At 66.9% G+C, this 20,874-nt stretch carries 21 protein-coding genes and 1 pseudogene; 5 read left to right on the top strand and 17 right to left on the bottom strand.

All coding sequences use genetic code 11. The features are described 5' to 3' along the window. Positions 1 to 3: 3 nt before the first annotated feature. The 12 genes and pseudogenes from ACZ5M6_RS14070 to folE all read right to left on the bottom strand — a co-directional run bounded on the left by ACZ5M6_RS14070 (position 4) and on the right by folE (position 10,822). On the bottom strand, positions 4 to 1,791 hold the full coding sequence (locus tag ACZ5M6_RS14070) for a M14 family metallopeptidase (RefSeq protein ID WP_464160128.1): 1,788 nt from the start codon (positions 1,789 to 1,791) through the stop codon (positions 4 to 6). Between the two features lie 101 nt (positions 1,792 to 1,892). Further along, a complete protein-coding gene (locus ACZ5M6_RS14065) occupies positions 1,893 to 2,501 on the bottom strand; it encodes a hypothetical protein (RefSeq protein ID WP_191554293.1) in 609 nt (202 codons plus the stop codon). 90 nt (positions 2,502 to 2,591) lie between these two features. Next, positions 2,592 to 3,206, bottom strand: coding sequence for a hypothetical protein (locus ACZ5M6_RS14060; protein WP_152950700.1), 615 nt, complete (start codon positions 3,204 to 3,206; stop codon positions 2,592 to 2,594). A 33-nt stretch (positions 3,207 to 3,239) separates the two neighbouring features. After that, positions 3,240 to 4,769 (bottom strand): UbiD family decarboxylase, encoded by a 1,530-nt coding sequence (locus tag ACZ5M6_RS14055; protein ID WP_464158955.1) that lies wholly within the window; start codon positions 4,767 to 4,769, stop codon positions 3,240 to 3,242. An 8-nt stretch (positions 4,770 to 4,777) separates the two neighbouring features. After that, entirely contained in the window at positions 4,778 to 5,440 is a 663-nt protein-coding gene (locus ACZ5M6_RS14050) for a Pr6Pr family membrane protein (protein ID WP_054766232.1), read from the bottom strand. Between the two features lie 15 nt (positions 5,441 to 5,455). Beyond that, positions 5,456 to 6,298, bottom strand: a complete 843-nt coding sequence (locus ACZ5M6_RS14045; RefSeq protein WP_464158954.1) for an aldo/keto reductase — start codon at positions 6,296 to 6,298, stop codon at positions 5,456 to 5,458. Positions 6,299 to 6,333: 35 nt separating this feature from the next. Next, complete coding sequence (locus tag ACZ5M6_RS14040) at positions 6,334 to 7,218, bottom strand: alpha/beta hydrolase family protein (protein WP_464158953.1); 885 nt, start codon at positions 7,216 to 7,218, stop codon at positions 6,334 to 6,336. Between the two features lie 57 nt (positions 7,219 to 7,275). Then, positions 7,276 to 7,617 carry an MmcQ/YjbR family DNA-binding protein gene (locus tag ACZ5M6_RS14035; protein ID WP_182714860.1) on the bottom strand — a complete coding sequence of 114 codons (342 nt, stop codon included), beginning with the start codon at positions 7,615 to 7,617 and terminating at the stop codon, positions 7,276 to 7,278. Between the two features lie 30 nt (positions 7,618 to 7,647). Further along, on the bottom strand, positions 7,648 to 9,117 hold the full coding sequence (locus tag ACZ5M6_RS14030; protein ID WP_464158952.1) for a gamma-glutamyltransferase family protein: 1,470 nt from the start codon (positions 9,115 to 9,117) through the stop codon (positions 7,648 to 7,650). Positions 9,118 to 9,172: 55 nt separating this feature from the next. Next, positions 9,173 to 9,277 (bottom strand): annotated as a pseudogene (locus tag ACZ5M6_RS14025) (hypothetical protein); the annotation flags it as partial. Between the two features lie 323 nt (positions 9,278 to 9,600). Then, on the bottom strand, positions 9,601 to 10,035 hold the full coding sequence (locus ACZ5M6_RS14020) for a biopolymer transporter ExbD (protein WP_152950694.1): 435 nt from the start codon (positions 10,033 to 10,035) through the stop codon (positions 9,601 to 9,603). A gap of 172 nt (positions 10,036 to 10,207) precedes the next feature. Further along, on the bottom strand, positions 10,208 to 10,822 hold the full coding sequence (folE, locus tag ACZ5M6_RS14015; RefSeq protein WP_464158951.1) for a GTP cyclohydrolase I FolE: 615 nt from the start codon (positions 10,820 to 10,822) through the stop codon (positions 10,208 to 10,210). Positions 10,823 to 10,927: 105 nt separating this feature from the next. Here folE and cysS point away from each other — a divergent pair, with 105 nt between their 5' ends. Beyond that, on the top strand, positions 10,928 to 12,379 hold the full coding sequence (gene cysS, locus ACZ5M6_RS14010) for a cysteine--tRNA ligase (protein WP_464158950.1): 1,452 nt from the start codon (positions 10,928 to 10,930) through the stop codon (positions 12,377 to 12,379). A gap of 3 nt (positions 12,380 to 12,382) precedes the next feature. On the opposite strand, the gene ACZ5M6_RS14005 is transcribed toward cysS, so the two are convergent. After that, the gene (locus ACZ5M6_RS14005; RefSeq protein ID WP_464158949.1) at positions 12,383 to 13,405 is read right to left on the bottom strand and encodes a DNA topoisomerase IB; all 1,023 of its coding nucleotides are present in this window, start codon (positions 13,403 to 13,405) and stop codon (positions 12,383 to 12,385) included. Between the two features lie 115 nt (positions 13,406 to 13,520). Between ACZ5M6_RS14005 and rlmJ the strand changes: the two genes are divergently transcribed. Further along, positions 13,521 to 14,336 carry a 23S rRNA (adenine(2030)-N(6))-methyltransferase RlmJ gene (rlmJ, locus tag ACZ5M6_RS14000; protein ID WP_464158948.1) on the top strand — a complete coding sequence of 272 codons (816 nt, stop codon included), beginning with the start codon at positions 13,521 to 13,523 and terminating at the stop codon, positions 14,334 to 14,336. Positions 14,337 to 14,365: 29 nt separating this feature from the next. Further along, complete coding sequence (locus tag ACZ5M6_RS13995) at positions 14,366 to 15,097, top strand: type 1 glutamine amidotransferase (protein WP_464158947.1); 732 nt, start codon at positions 14,366 to 14,368, stop codon at positions 15,095 to 15,097. A gap of 388 nt (positions 15,098 to 15,485) precedes the next feature. On the opposite strand, the gene ACZ5M6_RS13990 is transcribed toward ACZ5M6_RS13995, so the two are convergent. Continuing rightward, the gene (locus tag ACZ5M6_RS13990; protein WP_464158946.1) at positions 15,486 to 16,562 is read right to left on the bottom strand and encodes a YeiH family protein; all 1,077 of its coding nucleotides are present in this window, start codon (positions 16,560 to 16,562) and stop codon (positions 15,486 to 15,488) included. Between the two features lie 79 nt (positions 16,563 to 16,641). Between ACZ5M6_RS13990 and ACZ5M6_RS13985 the strand changes: the two genes are divergently transcribed. After that, positions 16,642 to 17,517, top strand: coding sequence for a LysR family transcriptional regulator (locus ACZ5M6_RS13985; RefSeq protein WP_464158945.1), 876 nt, complete (start codon positions 16,642 to 16,644; stop codon positions 17,515 to 17,517). Between the two features lie 42 nt (positions 17,518 to 17,559). On the opposite strand, the gene ACZ5M6_RS13980 is transcribed toward ACZ5M6_RS13985, so the two are convergent. From ACZ5M6_RS13980 to hemF, 3 genes are all read right to left on the bottom strand, one after another. After that, a complete protein-coding gene (locus tag ACZ5M6_RS13980; RefSeq protein ID WP_464158944.1) occupies positions 17,560 to 17,796 on the bottom strand; it encodes a hypothetical protein in 237 nt (78 codons plus the stop codon). Between the two features lie 544 nt (positions 17,797 to 18,340). After that, complete coding sequence (locus ACZ5M6_RS13975; protein ID WP_464158943.1) at positions 18,341 to 18,532, bottom strand: hypothetical protein; 192 nt, start codon at positions 18,530 to 18,532, stop codon at positions 18,341 to 18,343. Continuing rightward, positions 18,529 to 19,410 (bottom strand): oxygen-dependent coproporphyrinogen oxidase, encoded by an 882-nt coding sequence (hemF, locus tag ACZ5M6_RS13970; RefSeq protein ID WP_464158942.1) that lies wholly within the window; start codon positions 19,408 to 19,410, stop codon positions 18,529 to 18,531. Before hemF ends, ACZ5M6_RS13975 begins: the two co-directional genes overlap by 4 nt. A gap of 219 nt (positions 19,411 to 19,629) precedes the next feature. Between hemF and ACZ5M6_RS13965 the strand changes: the two genes are divergently transcribed. Next, on the top strand, positions 19,630 to 20,874 hold the full coding sequence (locus tag ACZ5M6_RS13965; protein ID WP_464158941.1) for a dipeptidase: 1,245 nt from the start codon (positions 19,630 to 19,632) through the stop codon (positions 20,872 to 20,874).

Raw genomic sequence — 20,874 nt, 5'->3', positions numbered from 1 at the left:
GGATCAGTCCTCGCGCCCGACGGGATAGAGCAGATAGCGGTCGTCATAGAAGGGCGTCCGCTCATAGAACCAGGCCAGCCGCGCCTGCGGATCAGCCGCGAACGCCGGTTCGGCCGCCAGCTTGGCCTCGAACTCGGCCTTCAGCGCCGGATCGGCCGCCAGCATCTTCTCGGCCAGGGGCGCGATGGCGTAGGCCTCGATATATTCGACCCGGCTCATGACTTCGGGGAACAGGCCCCAGGCGAAGAAGCTCTCGCTGGACTGCGGCTCCAGCAGCAGAACGACGACGTCGCCCAGCGGCTGATCGGTCGGCACGCGCACCGAGCCGGTGGGGAAGGTCCAGTCGCGGCGTTCGGCCTCGACCGTCTTCACCGAGGCCTGGACGTGGCCCTCGTTGGCCCGCGTCGCCAGTTTCGGCTCGACCAGGCGCAGCATCGACAGGTTCACCGTGCGCGGCGCAGGCAGCGTCTCCATCTCGACGCCGTGGATTTTCAGCCGCTCGATGATGTCGGTACGATAGCTGGGCACCCAATAGGCGGTCGGACGGCTCAGGGTCAGCGTCGGCTTGGATCCGTAGAAGGGCATCTGCCACGGTTCGGGATCGGGCCGGCCCAGCCAGCGCACCTCGTCGCGACCCGAGGCGGGGCTGTGATACATCTCGTACAGCATCCCCTTGAACGGGCGGGTGGAGGAGGGGGTCTCCTCCGCCTCGAAATTCGCCAGGATCTGCGCCGGTCGCAGGGTCAGGTCCTGATCGGTGGCCGCCTTCAGCGCCGCGCCCTGATCGGCCAGCAGCCGCATCGCCTCCTCGATGAAGACATAGGTCCCCAGCACCCGCTGTTCGTGCGGTTTCAGACTGTGGTTTTCGATCAAGATCGTCGGCACATGGGCTGCGGCGCCCCAGCCGTTGGAGTAGCGTTCGCCCAGGCCGCCGTCCGACAGCCCCTTCTTCGGTTCGTCGTCGTCGATGCCGAACACCAGTTCGCCGGGGATATGGCCTTGGCGCTCCAGGGCCGCGTTCATCGCCGGTTTGAACACCGTATCCAGCCAGGCGGAGCTGTTCGGCGAGCGGCTGAACGATCCGTCCTCGCCGTTGAAGCCGTAGGTGACGTCGTACTGATAATCCAGGCCGTCGGTGACGTGGACGTCCACATAGAGGTCCGGCCGGTACTTCAGGATCAGGCCCCGCACTGCCCGCATTTCGGCCTGGTCAAGCTTCAGATAGTCGCGGTTCAGGTTCTGATTGGTCGCCGTATTGCGCCAGCCCTGGATGCGTGGTCCGCGCTGGTTCGGGCGGGAATAGGCGCCGGCGCGCTCATGCCCGTCCACGCTCAGGATGGGGATCAGGATCAGATTGACCCGGTCCAGCAGGGCGTCCTTCCCATAGAAGGCGATGTCGCGCAGCACCATCATGCCCGCGTCCTTGCCGTCGATCTCGCCCGGATGGATACCCGCCTGGATCATCAGCACCGGCTTGGCCGGATCGAAGGCCGCGCCGTCCTTGGAGGCGATCACCGCATAGACGGGCCGCCCCTCGGGCGAGACGCCGAACTGTTCGATCCGGATCAGGTCGCTGGCGGCGTCCAGTCGGTCGAACCAGGCGCGGGTATCGACATAGTTCGGCGAAAAGTCATGGCCCCGATCGGCCTCAAACGGCGTCACCCAGGGATCGCTCGCATCGCGCAGCAGGGCCTTCGACGCCCCGTCCCAGGCCGGCGCGGGCGGCAGGAAGGGCTGGTCCCAGGGCGCGATATTGGAAAGAACGGGCGGACGGCCCGGCGATTGGGACATGGCGGGACTCGAGACTAGGGCCGCGACGGCGGCGAGCAGAAGCGCGTGACGCATGGATGAAGTCCTCGACCGATCCGGTCCTTATGGCAAGCCTGCGGGCCTCAGCCGGCGACGGCGGCGGGCGTGGCCGGGGTGGGGACGGCGAGGGTCGCCGGCATGCAGGCCAGGATCAAATAGATGGCGACGTGCAGGCCCAGCAGGATGGCGAAGGTCCGCCTGCTGCGGGTCAGGGCCGCCGGAACGACCAGCACCAGATACAGCGGATAGGCGATCGCATAGTTGATCAGCAGCATGGCCGCACCCGGCTTGCCGAGTATTTGAGAGATCGAGACCGCCACCATCAGCGTATTGGCCACGGTGGTCAGGATCAGCACGATCCTCTTGTTGCCCCAGAAATGGTCGTCCAGGTCCATCCCGTCTTCGATCTGGTGCGGAAAGACCAGGGAGGCCGCGATGAAATAGACCATGGCGATCGCCAGGCCGATCACCAGCATGCCGTAGCTGAACGGGGCGTCGCGGAAGGTGTGCCAGGCGGCGTCCCAGAAGGTGGCGATGTCCAGGCCGACGAACAGGGCCAACAGGGGCGTCAGCCAGCCGATGCGCAGGGTCGTGCGATGCTGGATCGCCGTGGCCAGGCCCGTGGCGATCACCGCCACCGACAAGCCGAGCGCTAAGCCATAGAAACTGAAATAGAATTCGAACGCGCTCACCTGTCCCCCGATCTGACGCCACGCCCAGATATGGAGTTATCACGCTTGTCTTGGCAAGCGCGCCTCGGCGGCCGATCCGCGATCGGCGGACTATTCCTTCGCCACCAGGGACCAGCCGCCCTTTTCAACCAGGGGCGCCGCAGCCCGGCTGATGTTCAGGCCGTAATAGGCCAAGAGCGCGATCAGCGCCGCCTTCACGATCCAGGGGCGGCGCGCCAGGGCGGCGATCAGCGTCAGACCGGTGAACAGACTCACGCCGAACCAGAAGAACCAGCTCTTGGCCACCAGATGCAGTTCGCCCTGGGCGGCCGCGACGCCGACGATCAGGCTGGCGACAATGACATTGGCGCTCAGCAGAAGCAGAAGGATGGTGCGCTTGTTGCGCCAGAAATGGGCGTCCAGATCCTCGACCTGATCCTCGTCACGCGGAAAGACCAGGGTGGCCGAGATGTAGAACAGGCCTGCGATCACCAGGCCCAGCATCAGAAGGGCCAGATTGAACGGGGCGGGGCGGAAGATGATCCAGGCCTGGAACCAGAAGGTGGTCACATCCAATGCGGCGAACACCACCAGCAGCGGCGTCAACAGGCCGAAGCGCGGCCTTGGATTACGGTTCAGCGTCCGCGCGAACCCGCCCAGCAGTTCCGCCACCGACAGGCCCAGGATCAGCCCATAGAAGCTGAAGAAGAATTCGAACGCGCTCACATCGCCCCCTCGGCGTGAATCAAGGCTTCCGCCCTATTTCCAGATCGACGTCTTGTCGCCGGGCAAGCCGAGCGTGTCCCAGATGGCGTCGATCCTTTCGACCACCGCCTGGTCCATCCGGATCTCCTCGCCCCATTCGCGCTTGGTCTCGGGCGGCCATTTGTCCGTCGCGTCCAGGCCGATCTTGGAGCCCAGGCCGCTCTCGGGGCTGGCGAAATCCAGATAGTCGATCGGGGTGTTCTCGATCACGGTGATGTCGCGCGCCGGGTCCATCTTGGTCGAGATGGCCCACATGACGTCCTTCCAGTCGCGGGCGTCGATGTCGTGGTCCACGACGATGACCCATTTGGTGTACATGAACTGGCGCAGATAGCTCCAGACGCCCAGCATCACTCGCTTGGCGTGGCCCGGATAGGCCTTCTTCATCGACACCACCGCGATCCGGTAGCTGCACCCCTCGGGCGGCAGCCAGAAGTCGACGATCTCGGGGAACTGCTGGCGCAGCAGGGGGATGAAGACCTCGTTCAGCGCCTCGCCCAACACGCTGGGCTCGTCCGGCGGCCGTCCGGTGAAGGTGGTCAGATAGATGGGGTTCCGCCGCATGGTGACGGCGCTGACCTTGAAGACCGGGAACTTTTCGACCGAGTTGTAATAGCCGGTATGGTCGCCATAGGGGCCTTCGTCCTCGAACGCGTCCAGCAGGACGTGGCCCTCCAGCACGATTTCGGCCTGGGCCGGGACCATCAGCGGCACGGTCTTGCACGGGACCAGCTCGGCCTTGGCGCCGCGCATCAGGCCCGCGAACTGATATTCCGACAGGGTGTCCGGCACCGGCGTCACCGCCGCCAGGATGGTCCCCGGATCGGCGCCCAGGACGACGGCGCAGGGCAGGGGCTCCTTGGGCCGCGCCTTCTTGTGCCGGGCGTAGTGTTGCGCCCCGCCGCGATGGGCCAGCCAGCGCATGATGGCCCGGTCCTTGCCCAGGACCTGCATCCGATAGATGCCCAGGTTGAAGTCGTCCTCGCGATCCTCGCTGGGCCCCTTGGTCACGACCAGACCCCAGGTGATCAGGGGCGCCGGCTCGCCGGGCCAGCATGTCTGGACGGGCAGGGCGGCCAGATCGATCTGGTCGCCCTTCAGCACCACCTCCTGCACCGGCGCCTTCTTCACCGTCTTGGGCCGCATCGACATGACGGTCTGCGCCAGGGGCAGCATCTCCATGGCGTCGCTTAAGCCCCGCGGCGGCGTCGGATTTCTCAGGAAGGCCAGCAGTTCCCCGACCTCGCGCAGCTCGCCCGCCGTCGTGCGGTTCTTGCCCTCCAGCGTCACCCCCATGGCGACCCGTTTCACCGTGCCGAACAGATTGGCCAGGCAGGGGACGGGGCTGATGGTCCCGTCCGGCATGACCGGCTTTTCGAACAGCACCGCCGGGCCGCCGTTGCGCAGCAGCCGGGTCTGGATTTCGGTCATCTCCAGCACGGTGGAGACGGGTTCGGACACCCGCACCAGCTCGCCGTCGGCTTCCAGCTGGTCGATGAAGTCACGCAGGGATTTATAGGCCATGGCTCCGCCTAAAGCGCCGGGGCCGAACTGTCACGCCTCGTTCGGCTTAAGACCCGGTCCATCCCGACCAGCGCCGATCCGACCAGCAGGAAAAAGACCAGCAGCCCGCCGAAAGTCGCCAGCACCCGGCCCAGCCCCAGGGCGTCAACATTGACGAACCCATAGGGCCACCAGTGGGTGGCGAGCCCGTGACCCAGGGTCCATGCGCCGAAGATCAGCGGAAATCCGAGGGCCTTCACCGGGTCGATCCACCGCAACGCGCCCCTCGGCGTGAACCAAAGCCAGTCCAGCAGGAAGGCGGCCGGCATGACGTAGTGCAGCACCAGATTGACGGCCAAGGTCAGCCCCTCCGGCCGCCAGTAGGGGGCGATCATGAAATGATACACCAGCCCGACGATCAGAATGTAGGTCGTCACGGCGGCGCGGAAGGTCGGCGACGCCGTCCAGCGGGCCAGGGGCCATGTCGGTTTCAGCAAAGGCCCGGTCAGGGCCAGGGCGACCAGTATATTGGTCAGAATCGTGAAGAAGCTGAAGTACTGGACGGTCCGCGTCGCAACCGCCCAGCCGTCCGCCGGCCCCGCCATCAGCAGATACTGCAACGCCAGCGCCGCCCAGCCGATGACGGCGAAGGCGGCGCGCCACAGACGCGGCCGATCTCTTTCCCGCAACATGCGCGCCTCTTCTGATCAGGCGGCGGACTTGTCCCATTCGTAGGCGGGGTCCAGCCAGTCGCCCAGCCGTTCGCCCCGGTCCAGGGCGTCCATCCGCTGCATCTCCTCGCCCGACAGTTCAAAGTCGAAGATGTCGAAATTCTCGCGCGCCCGGCTTTCCTTCGTCGTGCGCGGAATGGCGATGATCCGGTTCTGGATCAGCCAGCGCAGGGTGATCTGGCCGTTGGCCTTGCCATGGGCCTGGGCGATCTCGGAAATCGTGGCGTCGTCTGCGATCTTGCCTTGGGCCAGGGGCGACCAGGCCGTGATCGACGACCCCAGCTCGGCCGCCGTCGCGACCAGGGCGTCAACGCCCAGATAGGGATGGTGTTCGACCTGATTGGTGATCAGCCGCGCCTTGGACAGGGCCTGGGCCTGCCGGAATTCCTTGGACGGGAAGTTGGACAGGCCGATGTTGCGCGTCAGTCCCCGGTCCTTGGCTTGGTTCAGCGCGCCAAGGGTCTCTTCGAAGGTCGGCGTCGGCTTGGGCCAATGCAGCAGCAGCAGGTCCGGCGTGGTCCCCAGGCTCTCGGCCGATTCCTCGGCCTGTTTCAGCAGGGCGTCATGGGTGAAATGCTCGACCCAGATCTTGGTGGTCAGGAAGATGTCCTCACGCGGCACGCCCGAATCCCGGATGCCTTCGCCCACCGCCTTCTCGTTCTTGTAGATCCAGGCCGTGTCGATGTGGCGATAACCGATCCGCAGGGCCTCGGCGACCATCCGGCGCGCGTCCGCCGGCTCCAGCTGCCAGGTGCCGAAGCCGAGCAGGGGAATCTCGACGCCGTCGACGCTGAGGGTGGGCTGATCGCCATAGGCCATGGGGGGAACACCTTCTCACTGGGGGAGCCGAACAGTTAGGCGCCGGGTCCAGCCTTCGAAACCCCTGCGTCGAACCAATCCAGAATTTCCTGCCACAGCGGCTCCAGTCCCTTGCGGAAGGCGCCCTCGTGGCCGATCCGTCGGGCGCCGTAGTCTTGGGAGCGTCGCACCACGATCTCGGACGAGGCGTTGGGATAGGCCTTCAGCAGGGCCGCGCCTGTGCCCGGTGTGGCGATGGGGTCGTCGGGAAAGATCCAGGACCGGATCGGCGCCCGAACCTTGTCGAACCCCTGGGGCTCAAGGGCGCCGGACCTCAGCTCGTCCAGGAAATAGGCGGGCTTCAGGCACCACCGCCTCCACGTATCGAACACGCCGCGCGGCAGGTCGGTCCCGCGCCACAGCCGGCCCGCGCGGATATAGCCGTGGCGGCGCAGCTGGTGCGGCCCGAAACCGAACCAGAAGAACAGCTCCATCGGATTATAGGTTCGGTGGTGTCCGCCCCACCATCCGGTCCCGACCGAGACGAAGGCGTGGCGGGCGATCTCGCCCTGGTTGGACATGAAGCCGACGAAATGACCCCCGACGCTGTGTCCGACATGGAAGATCGGCAGGCCCGGCGCCGCCTTCTTCAGAGCCTTCAGCGCCGCCGGCATGTCCAGCCGACCCCAGTCGGGATAGTCCATCTCCATGGCCGCCAGATCCTCGGGCCGCGACCCGCCGATGCCGCGATAGTCATAGGTCAGAACCACGCCGCCCCGTTCGGCCATCCACCGCGCGAACCGGGCGTAAAAGCCGCGCGGAAATCCCGTTCCGGCCGAGACCAGCACCGCCATTCTCGGCCTGTCGCCCCGAAACAGGGTCGCTTCCAGCGGCCAGCCGTCCTCGGCCTTGATCGACCGGTCTTCGACCGTCAGCCCCATGTCGTTTCCGTCCGTTGCTATTTTCAACGGACCCTGACTTATTTCCCCGACGTCAGGTCAAGCCGCGTCATGGGCCTTTGCCAGGCGCTTCGGCGCGACCTTGCGCCACCGTTTCCACAGCGCCGCCTTCAGCCAGACGGGATCGACATGGGCGATGCGGGCCAACACGATCGGATAGTCGCGGTAGTGGTCCGTGAAATGAAAGGCGTCGGGGTCCATCTCGATCAGCAAATCCCGCTCGTCCAGATTATCCAGGTGCACCACGATACTGTCGTCCAGCTTCGGACGCAGCCAGGTGAAGAACTTCCCCGCCACCTTGAACGACGGTTCCCCATAGGAGACGCCGTCCTCGACGCCGGGAAAGGACAGCAGCAGAGCACGCACCTCTTCGTGGGTCATTTCCGAACGCCAATCTCAATAGGCCCAACCTCAATAGGCCAGGGCGATCCCGTCCTTGCGCATTTCGGTCGCCGCGCCATAGGTCCAGCGCCCGCCCGGGTTCATCTGCTTCATCACGTTCTGATAGCCGCCGAAGCCGCCGTCCGGCTCGCCCAAGGTCCAGCCCATGGCCCGCAGCTGCGCCTTGGTCGCCTCGGGCACGCCGCTCTCAAGGTGCAGCACTCCGGTTCCTTCCTGCGGCTGGCCGGTCGGTTCCGACGAGCCATAGTGCTGCCAGCGCGGCGCATCACCCGCCGCCTGGGGCTCCAGCCCATAGTCGACCATGTTGATGATGATCTGCGCCTGGCCCTGGGGCTGCATGGCGCCGCCCATGACGCCGAACGCCATCCAGGGCTCGCCGTCCTTGACCGCGAATCCGGGGATGATGGTCTGGAACGGCCGCTTGCCCGGCGCATAGATGTTGGGATGGCCGTCGGTCAGGGCGAACAGTTCGCCTCGATCCTGGAACATGAAGCCCAGCGGCTCGGTCCCATTGTCCGGCGCCAGGCCCGAACCCATGCCGCGATAGTTGGACTGGATCCAGCTGACCATCATGCCGTCGCTGTCGGCGACGCTGAAATAGGTGGTGTCGCCGTGATGCGGCGCGTCGCCGGGCATGACCCGGTCCATCACCCGATCCGGCCGGATCAGCTTCGCCCGCTCGGCGGCGTAGGCCTTGGAGTTCAGCCATTCGACCGGGGTCCTGGAGAAGCGGTCGTCGGCGAACCAGCGCGCCCGGTCCTCGAACGCCAGCCGCTTGGCCTCGGCCTGGACGTGCAGCGAGGCGGCGGACTGGAAGCCCATGGATTTCAGGTCGAACTGTTCGCAGATGTTCAGGATCTGGTTGGTCGACAGGCCCTGGGTGTTCGGGCCCAGGCCGAAGACGTCCACTCCGCGATAGTTGGTCTGGATCGGCTCGACCCATTCGGTGTGGTGGGCCGCCATGTCGGCGCGGGTCATCCAGCCGCTGATCCGTTTGAAATAGGCCTCGATCTGATCGGCGATGGGGCCGTCATAGAAGGCGTCGCGCCCGCCCTCGGCGATCATCCGCAGGGTCTCGCCCAGATACGGGTTGGCGAAGACTTCGCCCACCCGGGGCGTCGCCCCGCCCGTGGCCCAGATGCGCTTCCTGTTGTCGTTTTCCTCGATCGGGATACGGCCCCGGTCGAAGGCGGCCATGTTGCGTTCCAGGTAGTAGGCGATGACCTGGGGCACGGGCGCGCCCTGTTCGCACAGTTCGGCGACAGGCAGCAGGACCTCCTTCCACGGCAGTTTCCCATACTGCTGGTGCGCGCTCCACCAGGCGTCCACCGTGCCCGGCACATTCACCGTCACCGCGCCGTAGCGGGGCAGATAGCCGTCGATGGCCCTGGACCGCGCGGTCTCCAGACTCAGGCCCTGCGGGCTGGGGCCGGACCCGTTCAGCCCGATCACCTTCTTCTGCTTCGGGTCCCACAGCATGGAAAAAGGCGTCGCCGCCGATGCCGTTGGCCACCGGCTCCAGAAAGCCCAGGGCCGCGTTGATGGCGATGGCGGCGTCTATGGCCGATCCGCCGCGTCTCAGGGTGTCGATCCCGATCAGGCTGGCGGTCGGATGGGCCGTCGCCGCCGCCCCGTTCATGCCCCAGACGGTCGAGCGGCCCGTGAACCTGGGTCCCGTAATCCGATCTCCGATGCCCACCCCCGCATAGGGATCAGCCGGACGGGCGGTGGAGGGCGTTACGGCCGCCGCCTGTCTCGCCTGGGTTCCGGTCGCGGCCAGGGCGCCGGCGGCCAGGGTTCCTGCGGGCAGGGCGGATAGGAAGGTGCGACGGCGCATGGGCGGACTCCTCGAACAGCCGGGGCTTATCAAGTCCGCCTCGGGCGCGTCCCACAAGCTTCGCCGCAAAGAAAAAGGCCGCGTCCCTTCCGGAACGCGGCCCTGATCCTGGATAGAACCCAGTCCTATTCGATGTCTTCGTTCAGCAGGCCGACCTTGAAGAAGCCGTTCTCCTGCATCTTGTTCATGACTTCCATGAACTGCGAATATTTCACTTCCGGCTGGGCGCGGACGAAGACGCGCTCTTCCTGGCAGGCGCCGCCGCCCAGGGCGGTGCAGACGTCAGCCGCCAGGTTGTCGATCGAGGTCTGCTTGTCGGAGATGAACAGCTGACCGTTCTCCTGGATGGTGATGTACACCGGTTCCTTCTCTTCGGTCGGATTGGTAGGCGGCTGCGCCGGCGGCAGGTCGAGGCGGATCGAGACGGTCGCCATCGGCGCGGCGACCATGAAGATGATCATCAGCACCAGCAGAATGTCGATGAACGGCGTGATGTTGATATCCGCCGTCTGTTCGATGGTGTGCTTGTCCCCGCCGGAACCACCGATCTTCGCAGCCATGCACCGTCTCCGTTACTCGCCGGCCGTCATATGCGCCGACATTCCCTATGGATCGCCCGAAAGCTTGATCGGTTCTTGGCGTTCCGATCGCCGCTTGTAAAGCGCTTCTAAACGATCGCGCCTTCCTGCACGTCAATTATATGCGACACCCATATGCGACAGGGTCGCCGGCTCAGCCCTTCGCCAGCTTCAGGAAACGCTCCGCCAGGGCGGGATCGGACTTGAAGGCGCCGGTGAAGCGGGTCGTGACGGTCGAGACGTGCCGGTGATGCACGCCGCGGGTGGTCATGCACTGGTGGGCGGCGTCGATCATGACCGCGACGCCCCGGGGCTGAAGCTGCGATTCGATCGCTTCGATGATGTCGTTGGTCAGGGTTTCCTGATTCTGCAGCCGCCGGGCGAAGATCTCGACCACCCGCGCCAGCTTGGAGATGCCCACCACCTTCTCGCCGGGCAGATAGGCGACATAGGCCTTGCCCAGGAAGGGGGCCAGGTGGTGCTCGCAGTGGCTCTCCACCTCGATCTCGCGCAGGATGACCATGTCGTCATAGCCGGTCACGTCCTCGAAGGTGCGGCTCAGCTCCTTGGCCGCGTCGGCCTCATAGCCGTCGAACCACTCCCCATAGGCGTCAACCACCCGCTTGGGCGTGTCGATCAGGCCTGGCCGGTCGGGATTGTCGCCGGCCCAGGCGATCAGGGTCCGCACCGCCTCCAGCGCCTGTTCGCGGCTGGGACGCTGCACAGCCGCATCGCTGACGAGGACGGGTTTGGCGGGGGTGACGCTCATGGACTGGATTTCCGGCCGGCGCGGGCGAGGGCGCCCGGTTGTATCTCAGGCCGCTATATGGGACGGACCCTCCGTCCTGCAAGAAAACCTGCCGAAGACCGCTCCATGCCGCTGCACATCCACGACACCCTGCGCCGTGAAAAGCGCCTGTTCGAACCGCGCGATCCGAACCGGGTGACCCTCTATGTCTGCGGCCCGACGGTCTATGACTACGCCCATATCGGCAATGCGCGCCCGCCGGTGGTGTTCGACGTCCTGGCAAGGCTGCTGCGAAGGCAGTACGGGGCGGACAAGGTGCTCTACGCCCGCAACGTCACGGACGTGGACGACAAGATCAACCAGAAGGCCGCCCGCGAAGGCGTGCCGATCGGCGAGGTCACGGCCCGGTACGAGGCCGCCTATCTCGCTGACATGGCCCTGCTGAACGTCTCGCCGCCCGACCTGGCCCCCCATGTCACCGACTATATACCGGCCATTGTCGATCAGATTCAGGCCATCATCGACGCCGGCTGCGCCTATGCGGCCGAGGGGCATGTCCTGTTCGACGTCTCGGCCTATCCGTCCTACGGCGCCCTGTCGGGCCGGAACCTGGACGACATGATCGCCGGCGCCCGGGTCGAGGTCGCGCCCTACAAGAAGAACCCCCACGACTTCGTCCTGTGGAAACCGTCCAAGCCGGACGAGCCGGCCTGGCCCTCCCCCTGGGGCGAGGGGCGCCCCGGCTGGCACATCGAATGCTCGGCCATGATCGAACAGACCCTGGGCCTGCCCATCGACATCCACGGCGGCGGCGTCGACCTGGCCTTCCCCCACCACGAGAACGAGATCGCCCAGGGCGTCTGCGCCCACGGCTGCGCCCACGCCGAGAACGCCCACGACCACTACGCCCGCTACTGGATGCACAACGGCTTCCTGACCGTGGACGCCGAGAAGATGTCCAAGTCGATCGGCAACGTCCTCTTGCTGCACGACCTGGTCCAGTCCATGCCGGGCGAGGTCGTCCGCTGGGCCCTTCTGTCAGCCCACTATCGCCAGCCGCTGGACTGGAACCAGGGACTGTTGGAACAGAGCCGCAAGAATCTGGACCGACTCTACGGCGTCCTGCGCGACGCCGACGCAGCCCTGGCCGACTTCGATCCGGCCACGCTGGACGAGGCCGAGCTGGAACTGGCCGAGAACGCGCTCGATCCAGTGCTGGACGCGCTTGAGGACGATCTCAACACGCCCGGCGCAATAGCTCAGCTCTTCGGGCTGGCGAACGCCTTGCGCGATCTGCTCAATGACGCCGAGACCGACATCAATGACGTCGCCATGGCTCGCTGGAGCCTGAAAGAAGCCGCCGGCCTGCTCGGCGTGCTGTCGCTGACGCCGGACGCCTGGTTCGAGGGCGGTGATCCCGCCCTGAAGGCCGAGGTCGAGGCCCTGCTGGAGCAACGCGCCGCGGCTCGCGCCGCCAAGGACTGGCCCGAGGCCGACCGCATCCGCGACCGCCTGAACGAACTGAACGTCGTCGTCATGGACGGCCCCGACGGCGCCGCCTGGCGGCTGAAGGGCTGACGGTCAGGCTGCGGCCAACTGCCGGATCAGCGCCGTCTCGAACCCCTTGGCGTCCGGTCCCGGCAGGGCGGTCTTCAACGCGCCGCTCTCGAACAGGGCCATCACCTTCGGATGGACGTAGGCGGTCCGGCACACCGTCGGCGTATTGCCCAGGAGGCCCGCCACCGCCTTGACGCAGACGGTGATCTTGCGTTTCGCGTCGGTGGGCGAGGTCGGGGGCTCCATCTCGCGCAGGGCCCGCGCCGCCGAGACCGTGCCCGCCCAGGTGCGGAAGTCCTTGGCCGAGAACTGCTCACCCATGGCCGCGCGGATATAGGCGTTCACATCGTCCGAGGTGACGGGGCACAGATGGCCCTCGGCGTCGCGGTATTTGAACAACTGGCGCCCCGGCAGCTCCTCCAGGGTCCGGACCACCCGCGCCAGCCGCCGGTCGCGGACGCTGACGCGGTGGTCCTTGCCGCTCTTGCCGCGGAACTCGAACGTCAGGGCGGCGCCGTCCACCTCCAGATGCCGCTTGTTCAGGGTGGTCAGTCCATAGCTGCGGTTCTGACGGGCGTAGGTCGCATTGCCGACCCGGATCAGGGTGATTTCCAGCAGACGCACGGCGGTCGCCAGCACCTTCTCCTTCACCGGTCCCCGCAGCCCCAGATCATGCTCCACCTGGGCGCGCAGCCGGGGCAGGGCGCGTGAGAAGGCCGGCAGCTTGTCGAACTTGTTCTCCGACCGGGCCGTGCTCCAATCGTTGTGATAACGGTACTGTTTGCGGCCCTTCAGGTCTCGGCCCGTGGCCTGGATATGGCCGTTGGCCTTGGGGCAGATCCAGACGTCGGTCCAGGCGGGCGGAATGGCCAGGGCGCGGATCCGGTCCAGAACCTTGGGGCCCTTGACCGGCCGCCCCTCGGCGTCGCGATAGGACCAGCCCTTGCCGGCGCGGCGGCGGGTCAGGCCGGGGTTGTCGTCGCTGCACCAGCTCAGCCCCTGCGGAACCTCGACCACCGGGTCGAAGCCATGCGATCCGTCCGCCATCCCGGCGTTTCCTTTTCAGCGGTCTTTCAGCGGCTTGCCTCAGACCTGCGACGAACGCGGCGCCGCCTTGGCGAGTTCCCCTTGACCCTGCGCGCCCGGCGCGACACGAGGCGGCATGAACTATCGCCACAGCTTCCACGCCGGGAATTTCGCCGACCTGGTCAAACACGCCCTGGTCCTGTGGCTGGTGAAGGCCCGCGCGGCGGCGGGACCGCTGACGGTGCTCGACACCCACGCCGGCGCCGGCCTCTATGACCTGTCCGGCGACGCCGCCCGGTCAAAGGAGGCCGAGGCCGGGGTCGCGCGTCTGATGACGGACGCTGATCTGTCGCCCCTGATGCAGGCCCTGGCGGACCGGGTGGCGGCGCTGAACCCCGACGGCGGCGCCCGTTTCTATCCCGGCTCGCCGGTGCTGATCGCCGACGCCCTCGGGGCGGGCGGAACCTATGTCGGCTATGAGCTGAACCCGCCCGTCCGCGCCCTGCTGGCCCAGGCCCTGACCGACCGCCCCAACGCCGAGGCGCGCGAGGGCGACGGCTACGCCCTGGCCACGGCCGAGGCGGCGCGGGTGCGCGGCCCCTTGATCCTGATCGACCCGCCGTTCGAAAAGCCCGACGACTATATCCGCTCGGCCGAAACCGCCCTGGCGGTGGTCCGCCGCGACCCGGCCGCGACCATCGCCATCTGGACTCCGCTGAAGGATCTGGAGACGTTCGACGCCTTCACCCGTCGGCTGGAGGGCAAGGCCGGTCCCACCCTGGTCGCCGAGGCCCGTCTGCGTCCCCTGACCAATCCGATGAAGATGAACGGCTGCGCCCTGGTGATCGTCAATCCGCCGCCGGGCGCCGAGGATGCGGCGCGCCAGGTCTGCGGCTGGGTGGCCGAGCGTCTGGGCGATGCGGGCGGCCGAGCTGAAATCTGGTCCTTCTGATCCGCGCGCGGCGCCCCTATGTTGGCGCCATGACCCGCATCGCCATCCTGGAAACCGGCCATCCGCCCGAGGCCCTGAAGGACAGTTTCGACGACTATCCGGCCCGGTTCCGCGCCCTGCTGGGCGAAAACGTCCCGACCACCCGGTTCGACGTCCAGTCCGGCCATCTGCCGTCCGACCCCTCCGCCTTTCAGGGGGTGATCGTCACCGGCTCGGCCGCCGGGGTCTATGACGACCTGCCGTGGATCCCTCAGCTGGTCGACTGGCTGCGCGCAGCGCGGGGCCGGACCAGGATCGTTGGCATCTGTTTCGGCCACCAGGTCCTGGCCCACGCCTTCGGCGGCGAGGTCGTAAAATCGGACAAGGGCTGGGGCGTCGGCCTGCACCGCTACGACGTCCTCAGCAACGAGCCCTGGATGCACCCCCGCGCCCGCACCATCGCGATTCCGGTCTCGCACCAGGATCAGGTCGTGGCCATTTCGCCCGACGCCCGCGTCATCGCCTCCAGCGGCTTCACCCCCTACGCCGGCCTGGCCTGGGGGGAGGACGCCATCTCCTTCCAGTGCCACCCGGAGTTCCAGCCCGACTACGCCGCCGCCCTGGTCGAGACCCGGCGTGGGTCGCGTATCCCCGAACCCCTGGCCGACGCCGCCCTCGAAAGCCTGAAACGCCCCAACGACCGCGCCGTCCTCACCGCCTGGATCCGCGCCTTCCTGCTGATCACCCCGCCGCCGGTGGAGGAGCAGGGCAGCGGGATCTGATCTTCGGCGTGCTTTGACGAGCCCTGCGTTACAACCGATCCGTGCTTCCAATCCATTTGGAACTTGCAGCTTGCCCCAGTTAACGTAACTTTAGCTGATAATGGAGGGCGTTCCGTGGGTGTTTTCAGCATCTGGCACTGGTTAATACTAGGCATTGTCCTGTTCGTGTTGGGCTATCCAGCAGCGCGTGTGTTGAAACGGCTAGGCCTTTCGCGCTGGTGGGTTGTGGTCGCTTTGATCCCCTACGTAAACGTTGTCGGTTTGTGGGTTCTGGCTTTCGTGAAATGGCCGATCGACCGCAGCCAGGTTCCGCTCGCCACAAGCGATGGCGGGACGTCTTCCCTGCACGATTGATTGAAGCTGTGCTGCTGGGTCCGGAGGCGGAGAGCTAAACCCCCAACACCCCGATCAGCCCCAAGCTCAGCCCCACCAGGGCCGCCAGCGACAGCACCACGGCCGCGACCACCCGCCCGCCGGCGCGCGCCACGGCCCGGATGTCAGTCTGCAGCCCCAGGGCCGCCATGGCCGCCACGGTCAGCAGGCCCGACGCCGCCGTCATCGGCTCCAGCGCCGCCTGCGGGATCAGGTCCAGGTTCCGCAGGGCGATCATCGCCAGAAAACCGACGATGAACCAGGGCAGCAGCCGGTGCAGTCCCGGCCCCTTCGCTCCCGCCGCCCGATCCCTGAACATCAGCGACAGCGCCAGGATCACCGGCCCCAGCATCAGCACCCGCGCCAGCTTGACCACCGTCCCCGTCTGGGTCGCGACCGCGCCGAACGGGGCGGCCGCCGCCAGCACCTGGGGCACGGCGTAGACGGTCAGCCCTGCCAGGGCGCCGTACTGCAGTCCGCTCATGGACATCAGCCCGCCCAGCAGCGGCAGGGTCAGAACCACCACCACCCCCAGCACGGCGGTGAAGGCGATGGAGGCGGCGACCTCCTCGCCGTCGGCGTCGATCACCGGGGCCACGGCGGCGATGGCCGAGTTGCCGCAGATGGCGTTGCCGCACGCCGCCAGCAGGGCCATGCGTGGGTTCAGCCCCAGCAGACGGCCGATTCCGAACCCGGCCAGGATGGCGGCCGCCACCAGGGCGAAGACCCCGGCCACGAACCCCAGGCCCAGCGACGACAGGGTCGCCGCGCTGACCGAGGCGCCCAGCAGGACCACGGCGACCTCAAGCAAAATCTTGGCGCTGAAATCGATCCCGACCCTGAACCGGTCGTCCGGCGTCCAGGCCGCCCGCACCCCGGCCCCCAGCAGAATGGCCAGGACCAGCGGCTCCAGCCAGACCTTGCCGACCGCCTCGCGTTCCAGGCCGCCCAGGCCTACCGCCGCCAGGGCGACCACCAGACTCATCATCAGGCCAGGCCAGACCGAACGACCGAACGCGCCCAGCCGCGCCGCCAGGCCGACGGGGCGGGGCAGGGGCGGGGTCGCGACGGCGGCAGAGGCGGCGGACTTCATGGTCCAGCTTGATGCGCGCCCGCTCGACCTCGGTCCAACGGATTGTTATGGTCGGTTCAATCCGATTTGGAGATTGATCGTGACTTTGGAGCGCCTGCGCATCTTCGTCGCCGTGGCCGAGCGTCAGCATGTGACGGCGGCGGCGCGGGCGCTGAACCTGACCCAGTCGGCGGTTTCCAATGCCATCGCGGCGCTGGAGGCCGAGCACGACGTCCATCTGTTCGACCGGGTGGGGCGGGGCGTGGTGCTGAACGCCACCGGCCAGGCCTTCCTGCCCGAAGCTAGGGCCGTTCTGGCCCGCGCGGCGGCGGCCGAGGCGGCGCTGGCGGATCTCAGCGCCCTGCGGCGCGGCCGCCTGACCGTCTTCGCCAGCCAGACCATCGCCTCCTACTGGCTGCCCCGTCGTCTGGTGGCCTTCCACGCCACCCATCCGGGCATCGAGCTGGACGTCCAGATCGGCAATACGCGCCAGGCCGCCGCCGCCGTCCTGGGAGGCGAGGCCGAGATCGGCCTGGTCGAGGGCGCGGTCGACGACCCCATGCTGGAACAGGCCCGGATCGGTTCGGACCGCCTGGCGGTCGTGGTCGCGCCCGATCATCCCTGGGCGGGCCTGCGCCGTCTGTCGGCGACTGATCTGACCACATCCCCCTGGGTTCTGCGCGAAGCGGGCTCGGGCACCCGTTCGACCCTGGAGGAGGCGGTGCGTCAGGCCGGGATCGATCCCGCAGACCTGCCCGTCGCCATGACCCTGCCGTCGAACGAAGCGGTTCTCGCCGCCGCCGAGGCCGGGGCCGGCGCCACCGCCCTGTCCGAAAGCGTCGCCTATGCCTCCGTCGCCGCCGGCCGCCTGGTCACAGCGCCCTTCCAGTTGCCTGAGCGCCCTTTCCGCCTGCTGCGCCACGCCGAACGCTATCGCAGCCGCGCCGGCGACGCCTTCACGGCGGCGATGGGGTGAAGCCGTATAGCAATCGCCGACTCATCCAAATGGTACCGTCAATCATCGGTCATTGCCCATCGCAATGAGGATTTCGAAGTCCACTGGAGCCGAAGCGTCATGGTCCACGGGCTTTGCCGAGTGGAAACGGGACGATGCGACGCTCAAGATCAGCTCACGCTCACCAGTAGATGTGAGCTTGAGCAAAGGATGGTCCCAGGCGACTACCTTGTAGGAGGCCGTGCCAAAGCCGTTTTCGTCCTCAGTGGTGAAGCTGTAGGATTTGCCAACCTCAAACATCACACCGTCCTGTTCGAGTAGCCGCCCGTGGCCTGTAGACACTCAGCGTAAAGATCGAGGATATACTTTCGATCAAGGACATCGGTATCGCCGAGGACTGGCCTTTCCTCGGCGCGCGCTACCAGCTTGAGAAGCTGAAGGGCGACCTCTTCCTTGGTATCGGCACTGGGCCAGTTGGTGACTCTTACATCGTCAGACATACTGTTCCGGCGCTTTGGCCAGCCTCTTTATGTGGTTGGGGGGTATGCAACTGAAGCGATTCATGGCGTTCCCGTTGCGTTCGCGCAAGTATGGTTAAGCCTTGAGCGGTGGATTAGAGCAAAATCGGTTCAGTTTGACCCGATTGGTTCAACTCAGACTTCGCTCCAGCATCAATCTGGAGTCTGACTCACGGCATCAGCGGAACCCCAAACCGCCGTCATCCTCGGGCTTGACCCGAGGACCGGGCTGTCCGCCGCATTGCGTCAGCGGCGGGCGCACAGCCCGATCCGCATCCGGTCCTCGGGTCAAGCCCGAGGATGACGGGAGTGTGGGGTGCGGCGGCTTACAGCCCGAACCGGGGAAACACGAACCGCTCCAGCAGCAGCGAGGCCGCGAAGTAGAAGCCGATCACCACAAACAGGGTCAGCGGAATATCCGGCTGTTTCGACAGGGCCAGATAGATTCCGTACAGCACGGCGAACAGCACCGAGGTGGCCAGGGGGCGCAGCAGGATCTTCGCAAGGGGGGATTTCACGGCCATTTCACCACCGGGGGCATGGAGCTGAGGATCGAATCGACGTTGCCGCCGGTCTTGAGGCCGAACATGGTGCCACGGTCGTACAGCAGGTTGAACTCCACATAGCGCCCGCGCCGCACCAGCTGCTGCTCGCGCTCCTCCGGCGTCCAGGCCTCGGCCATCCGGCCCGCGACGATCTTCGCATAGACGTCCAGGAAGGCCAGGCCCACGTCGCGGGTGAAGGCGAAGTCCCGGTCGTGATCGCCGCTGTCGTGGTGGTCATAGAAGATGCCGCCCGTGCCGCGCGGCTCCTGCCGGTGCGGCAGGAAGAAATACTCGTCACACCAGGCCTTGTACTTGGCGTGCCAGTCGGGGTCATGGGCGTCGCAGGCCGCCTTCATCGCGGCGTGGAAGGCCAGGGTGTCCGGGTGGTCCTGGCGCCGGTCCGCCTCCAGCACCGGCGTCAGATCGCCCCCGCCGCCGAACCAGCTCTGGGTCGTGGCGATGAAGCGGGTGTTCATATGCACCGCTGGAATCCGGGGGCTGACCGGATGGCAGATCAGGCTGATCCCGGTGGCGAAGAACCGGGGGTCTTCCGCCGCCCCCGGAACCGTCTTGGCGTAGTCTGCAGGGAATGTTCCGTGCACGGTCGAAACATGGACCCCGACCTTCTCGAACAGCCGGCCGTGCATCATCCCCATCACGCCCCCGCCGCCTGCCTCGCGCGCCCAGGGGGTCCGCACGAACCGCCCCGGCTCCCCCGGAAACAGATCGTTGGGCGCCGCATCCTCCAGCGCCTCGAAGGCCGAATGGATGCGGTCGCGCAGATGCTCGAACCAGGCGCGGGTCTCGACCTTCTTCAGGTCGAGCGGATCGGAGAAGGCGGCGTCGCTCATGCCGTCTCTTAGACCTTCCCCCGCTTGCGGGGGAAGTGTCAGGTCGTGGCGCGCAGCGACACGCCTGACGATGGGGGAGGTCTTCTTATGGGCGAGACTTCCCTCTCCGTCGCTGGATCGGCTTCGCCGATCGACGCGACACCTCTCCCGCAAGCGGGAGAGGGTTCTTTTCTCCAGATCCGTCTGCCAGTGTGCGTCGCGACATCAGGGAGTCGCATCATGATCCGTCGTCTTCTGGCCGGCGTCGCCGTCGCCGCCTTCGCCACCTCCGTCCAAGCCCAAACGACCAGCGAGGCCCGGGTGCTGGAGATTCTGAAGACCACGCCCCTGATCGACGGCCACAACGACCTCCCCTGGGCCCTGCGCCAGCAGTACGGCAATGACGTCTACGCCGTTGATCTGACGACCGATCTGGAGGCGACGACCCCGCTCCACACGGACATCGCCCGCCTGCGCGCCGGCGGCGTCGGCGGCCAGTTCTGGTCGGTCTACGTCCCCGCCAGCCTGACCCCGCTCGAGGCGGTCGAGGAGACCTTCGAACAGATCGACACGGCCAAGCGGATTATCGCCGCCCACCCCGACGTCTTCGGCCTGGCGACCACGGCGGACCAGGTGGACGCCGTCTTCGCCTCGGGTCGGATCGCCAGCCTGATCGGCATGGAGGGCGGCTATTCCATCGACGACTCTCCGGCCCTGTTGCGCGAGTTCCACCGCGCCGGCGCCCGTTACATGACCCTGACCCACTCCAAGACCACCACCTGGGCCGACAGCGCGACCGACGCCCCCAAATGGGGCGGGCTCAGCCCCTTCGGCGAGGATGTGGTGCGCGAGATGAACCGCCTGGGCATGATGGTGGACCTCAGCCACGTGTCGGAGGACACCATGCTGGACGCCATGCGGGTGTCCGACGCCCCGGTCATCTTCTCCCACTCCTCGGCGCGGGCGATCACGGCCCATCCCCGCAACGTCCCCGACCGGGTGCTGCGGATGATGCCCGAGGACGGCGGGATCGTGATGATCAATCTGGCGCCCGGCTTCGTCTCCGAACGGGTCCGCGCCTGGAACGCCGACCGCGCGGGCGAGGAGGCGCGGCTGAAGACCCTGAACCCCGGCGATCCGACCGCCGTCGAGGCCGGCCTGGCCGCCTGGTCCGCCGCCCATCCGACGCCGGAGGCGACCCTGGCCGACGTCGTCGCTCACATCCAGCATGTGCGTCAGGTCGCGGGGATCGACCACGTCGGCCTGGGCGCCGACTTCGACGGCATCGGCAGCCTGCCCGAGGGCATGACCGGGGTGGACGCCTATCCCCGCATCCTGGCCGCCCTGATGGACGCCGGCTGGACCGAGGCCGATATCCGCAAGATCGCTGGCGAGAACCTGCTGCGCGTCATGCGCGCCGTCGAAGCGACCGCCGCCGCCAAGGCCGGCGAGCGACCGTCGCTGGCCAAGCCGACTGCCGGATAG

The sequence above is a fragment of the Brevundimonas sp. Br13 genome (assembly GCF_055391505.1).
This window is presented reverse-complemented; position numbering and strand designations above follow the sequence as displayed.

Coding starts and splice junctions, on each gene's coding strand:
- ACZ5M6_RS14070 (WP_464160128.1), bottom strand. CDS start 1,791: ATGTCCCAATCGCCGGGCCGTCCGCCCGTTCTTTCCAATATCGCGCCC.
- ACZ5M6_RS14055 (WP_464158955.1), bottom strand. CDS start 4,769: ATGGCCTATAAATCCCTGCGTGACTTCATCGACCAGCTGGAAGCCGAC.
- ACZ5M6_RS14050 (WP_054766232.1), bottom strand. CDS start 5,440: ATGTTGCGGGAAAGAGATCGGCCGCGTCTGTGGCGCGCCGCCTTCGCC.
- ACZ5M6_RS14045 (WP_464158954.1), bottom strand. CDS start 6,298: ATGGCCTATGGCGATCAGCCCACCCTCAGCGTCGACGGCGTCGAGATT.
- ACZ5M6_RS14040 (WP_464158953.1), bottom strand. CDS start 7,218: ATGGGGCTGACGGTCGAAGACCGGTCGATCAAGGCCGAGGACGGCTGG.
- ACZ5M6_RS14035 (WP_182714860.1), bottom strand. CDS start 7,617: ATGACCCACGAAGAGGTGCGTGCTCTGCTGCTGTCCTTTCCCGGCGTC.
- ACZ5M6_RS14030 (WP_464158952.1), bottom strand. CDS start 9,117: ATGCTGTGGGACCCGAAGCAGAAGAAGGTGATCGGGCTGAACGGGTCC.
- ACZ5M6_RS14020 (WP_152950694.1), bottom strand. CDS start 10,035: ATGGCTGCGAAGATCGGTGGTTCCGGCGGGGACAAGCACACCATCGAA.
- folE (WP_464158951.1), bottom strand. CDS start 10,822: ATGAGCGTCACCCCCGCCAAACCCGTCCTCGTCAGCGATGCGGCTGTG.
- cysS (WP_464158950.1), top strand. CDS start 10,928: ATGCCGCTGCACATCCACGACACCCTGCGCCGTGAAAAGCGCCTGTTC.
- ACZ5M6_RS14005 (WP_464158949.1), bottom strand. CDS start 13,405: ATGGCGGACGGATCGCATGGCTTCGACCCGGTGGTCGAGGTTCCGCAG.
- rlmJ (WP_464158948.1), top strand. CDS start 13,521: ATGAACTATCGCCACAGCTTCCACGCCGGGAATTTCGCCGACCTGGTC.
- ACZ5M6_RS13995 (WP_464158947.1), top strand. CDS start 14,366: ATGACCCGCATCGCCATCCTGGAAACCGGCCATCCGCCCGAGGCCCTG.
- ACZ5M6_RS13990 (WP_464158946.1), bottom strand. CDS start 16,562: ATGAAGTCCGCCGCCTCTGCCGCCGTCGCGACCCCGCCCCTGCCCCGC.
- ACZ5M6_RS13980 (WP_464158944.1), bottom strand. CDS start 17,796: ATGTTTGAGGTTGGCAAATCCTACAGCTTCACCACTGAGGACGAAAAC.
- hemF (WP_464158942.1), bottom strand. CDS start 19,410: ATGAGCGACGCCGCCTTCTCCGATCCGCTCGACCTGAAGAAGGTCGAG.
- ACZ5M6_RS13965 (WP_464158941.1), top strand. CDS start 19,630: ATGATCCGTCGTCTTCTGGCCGGCGTCGCCGTCGCCGCCTTCGCCACC.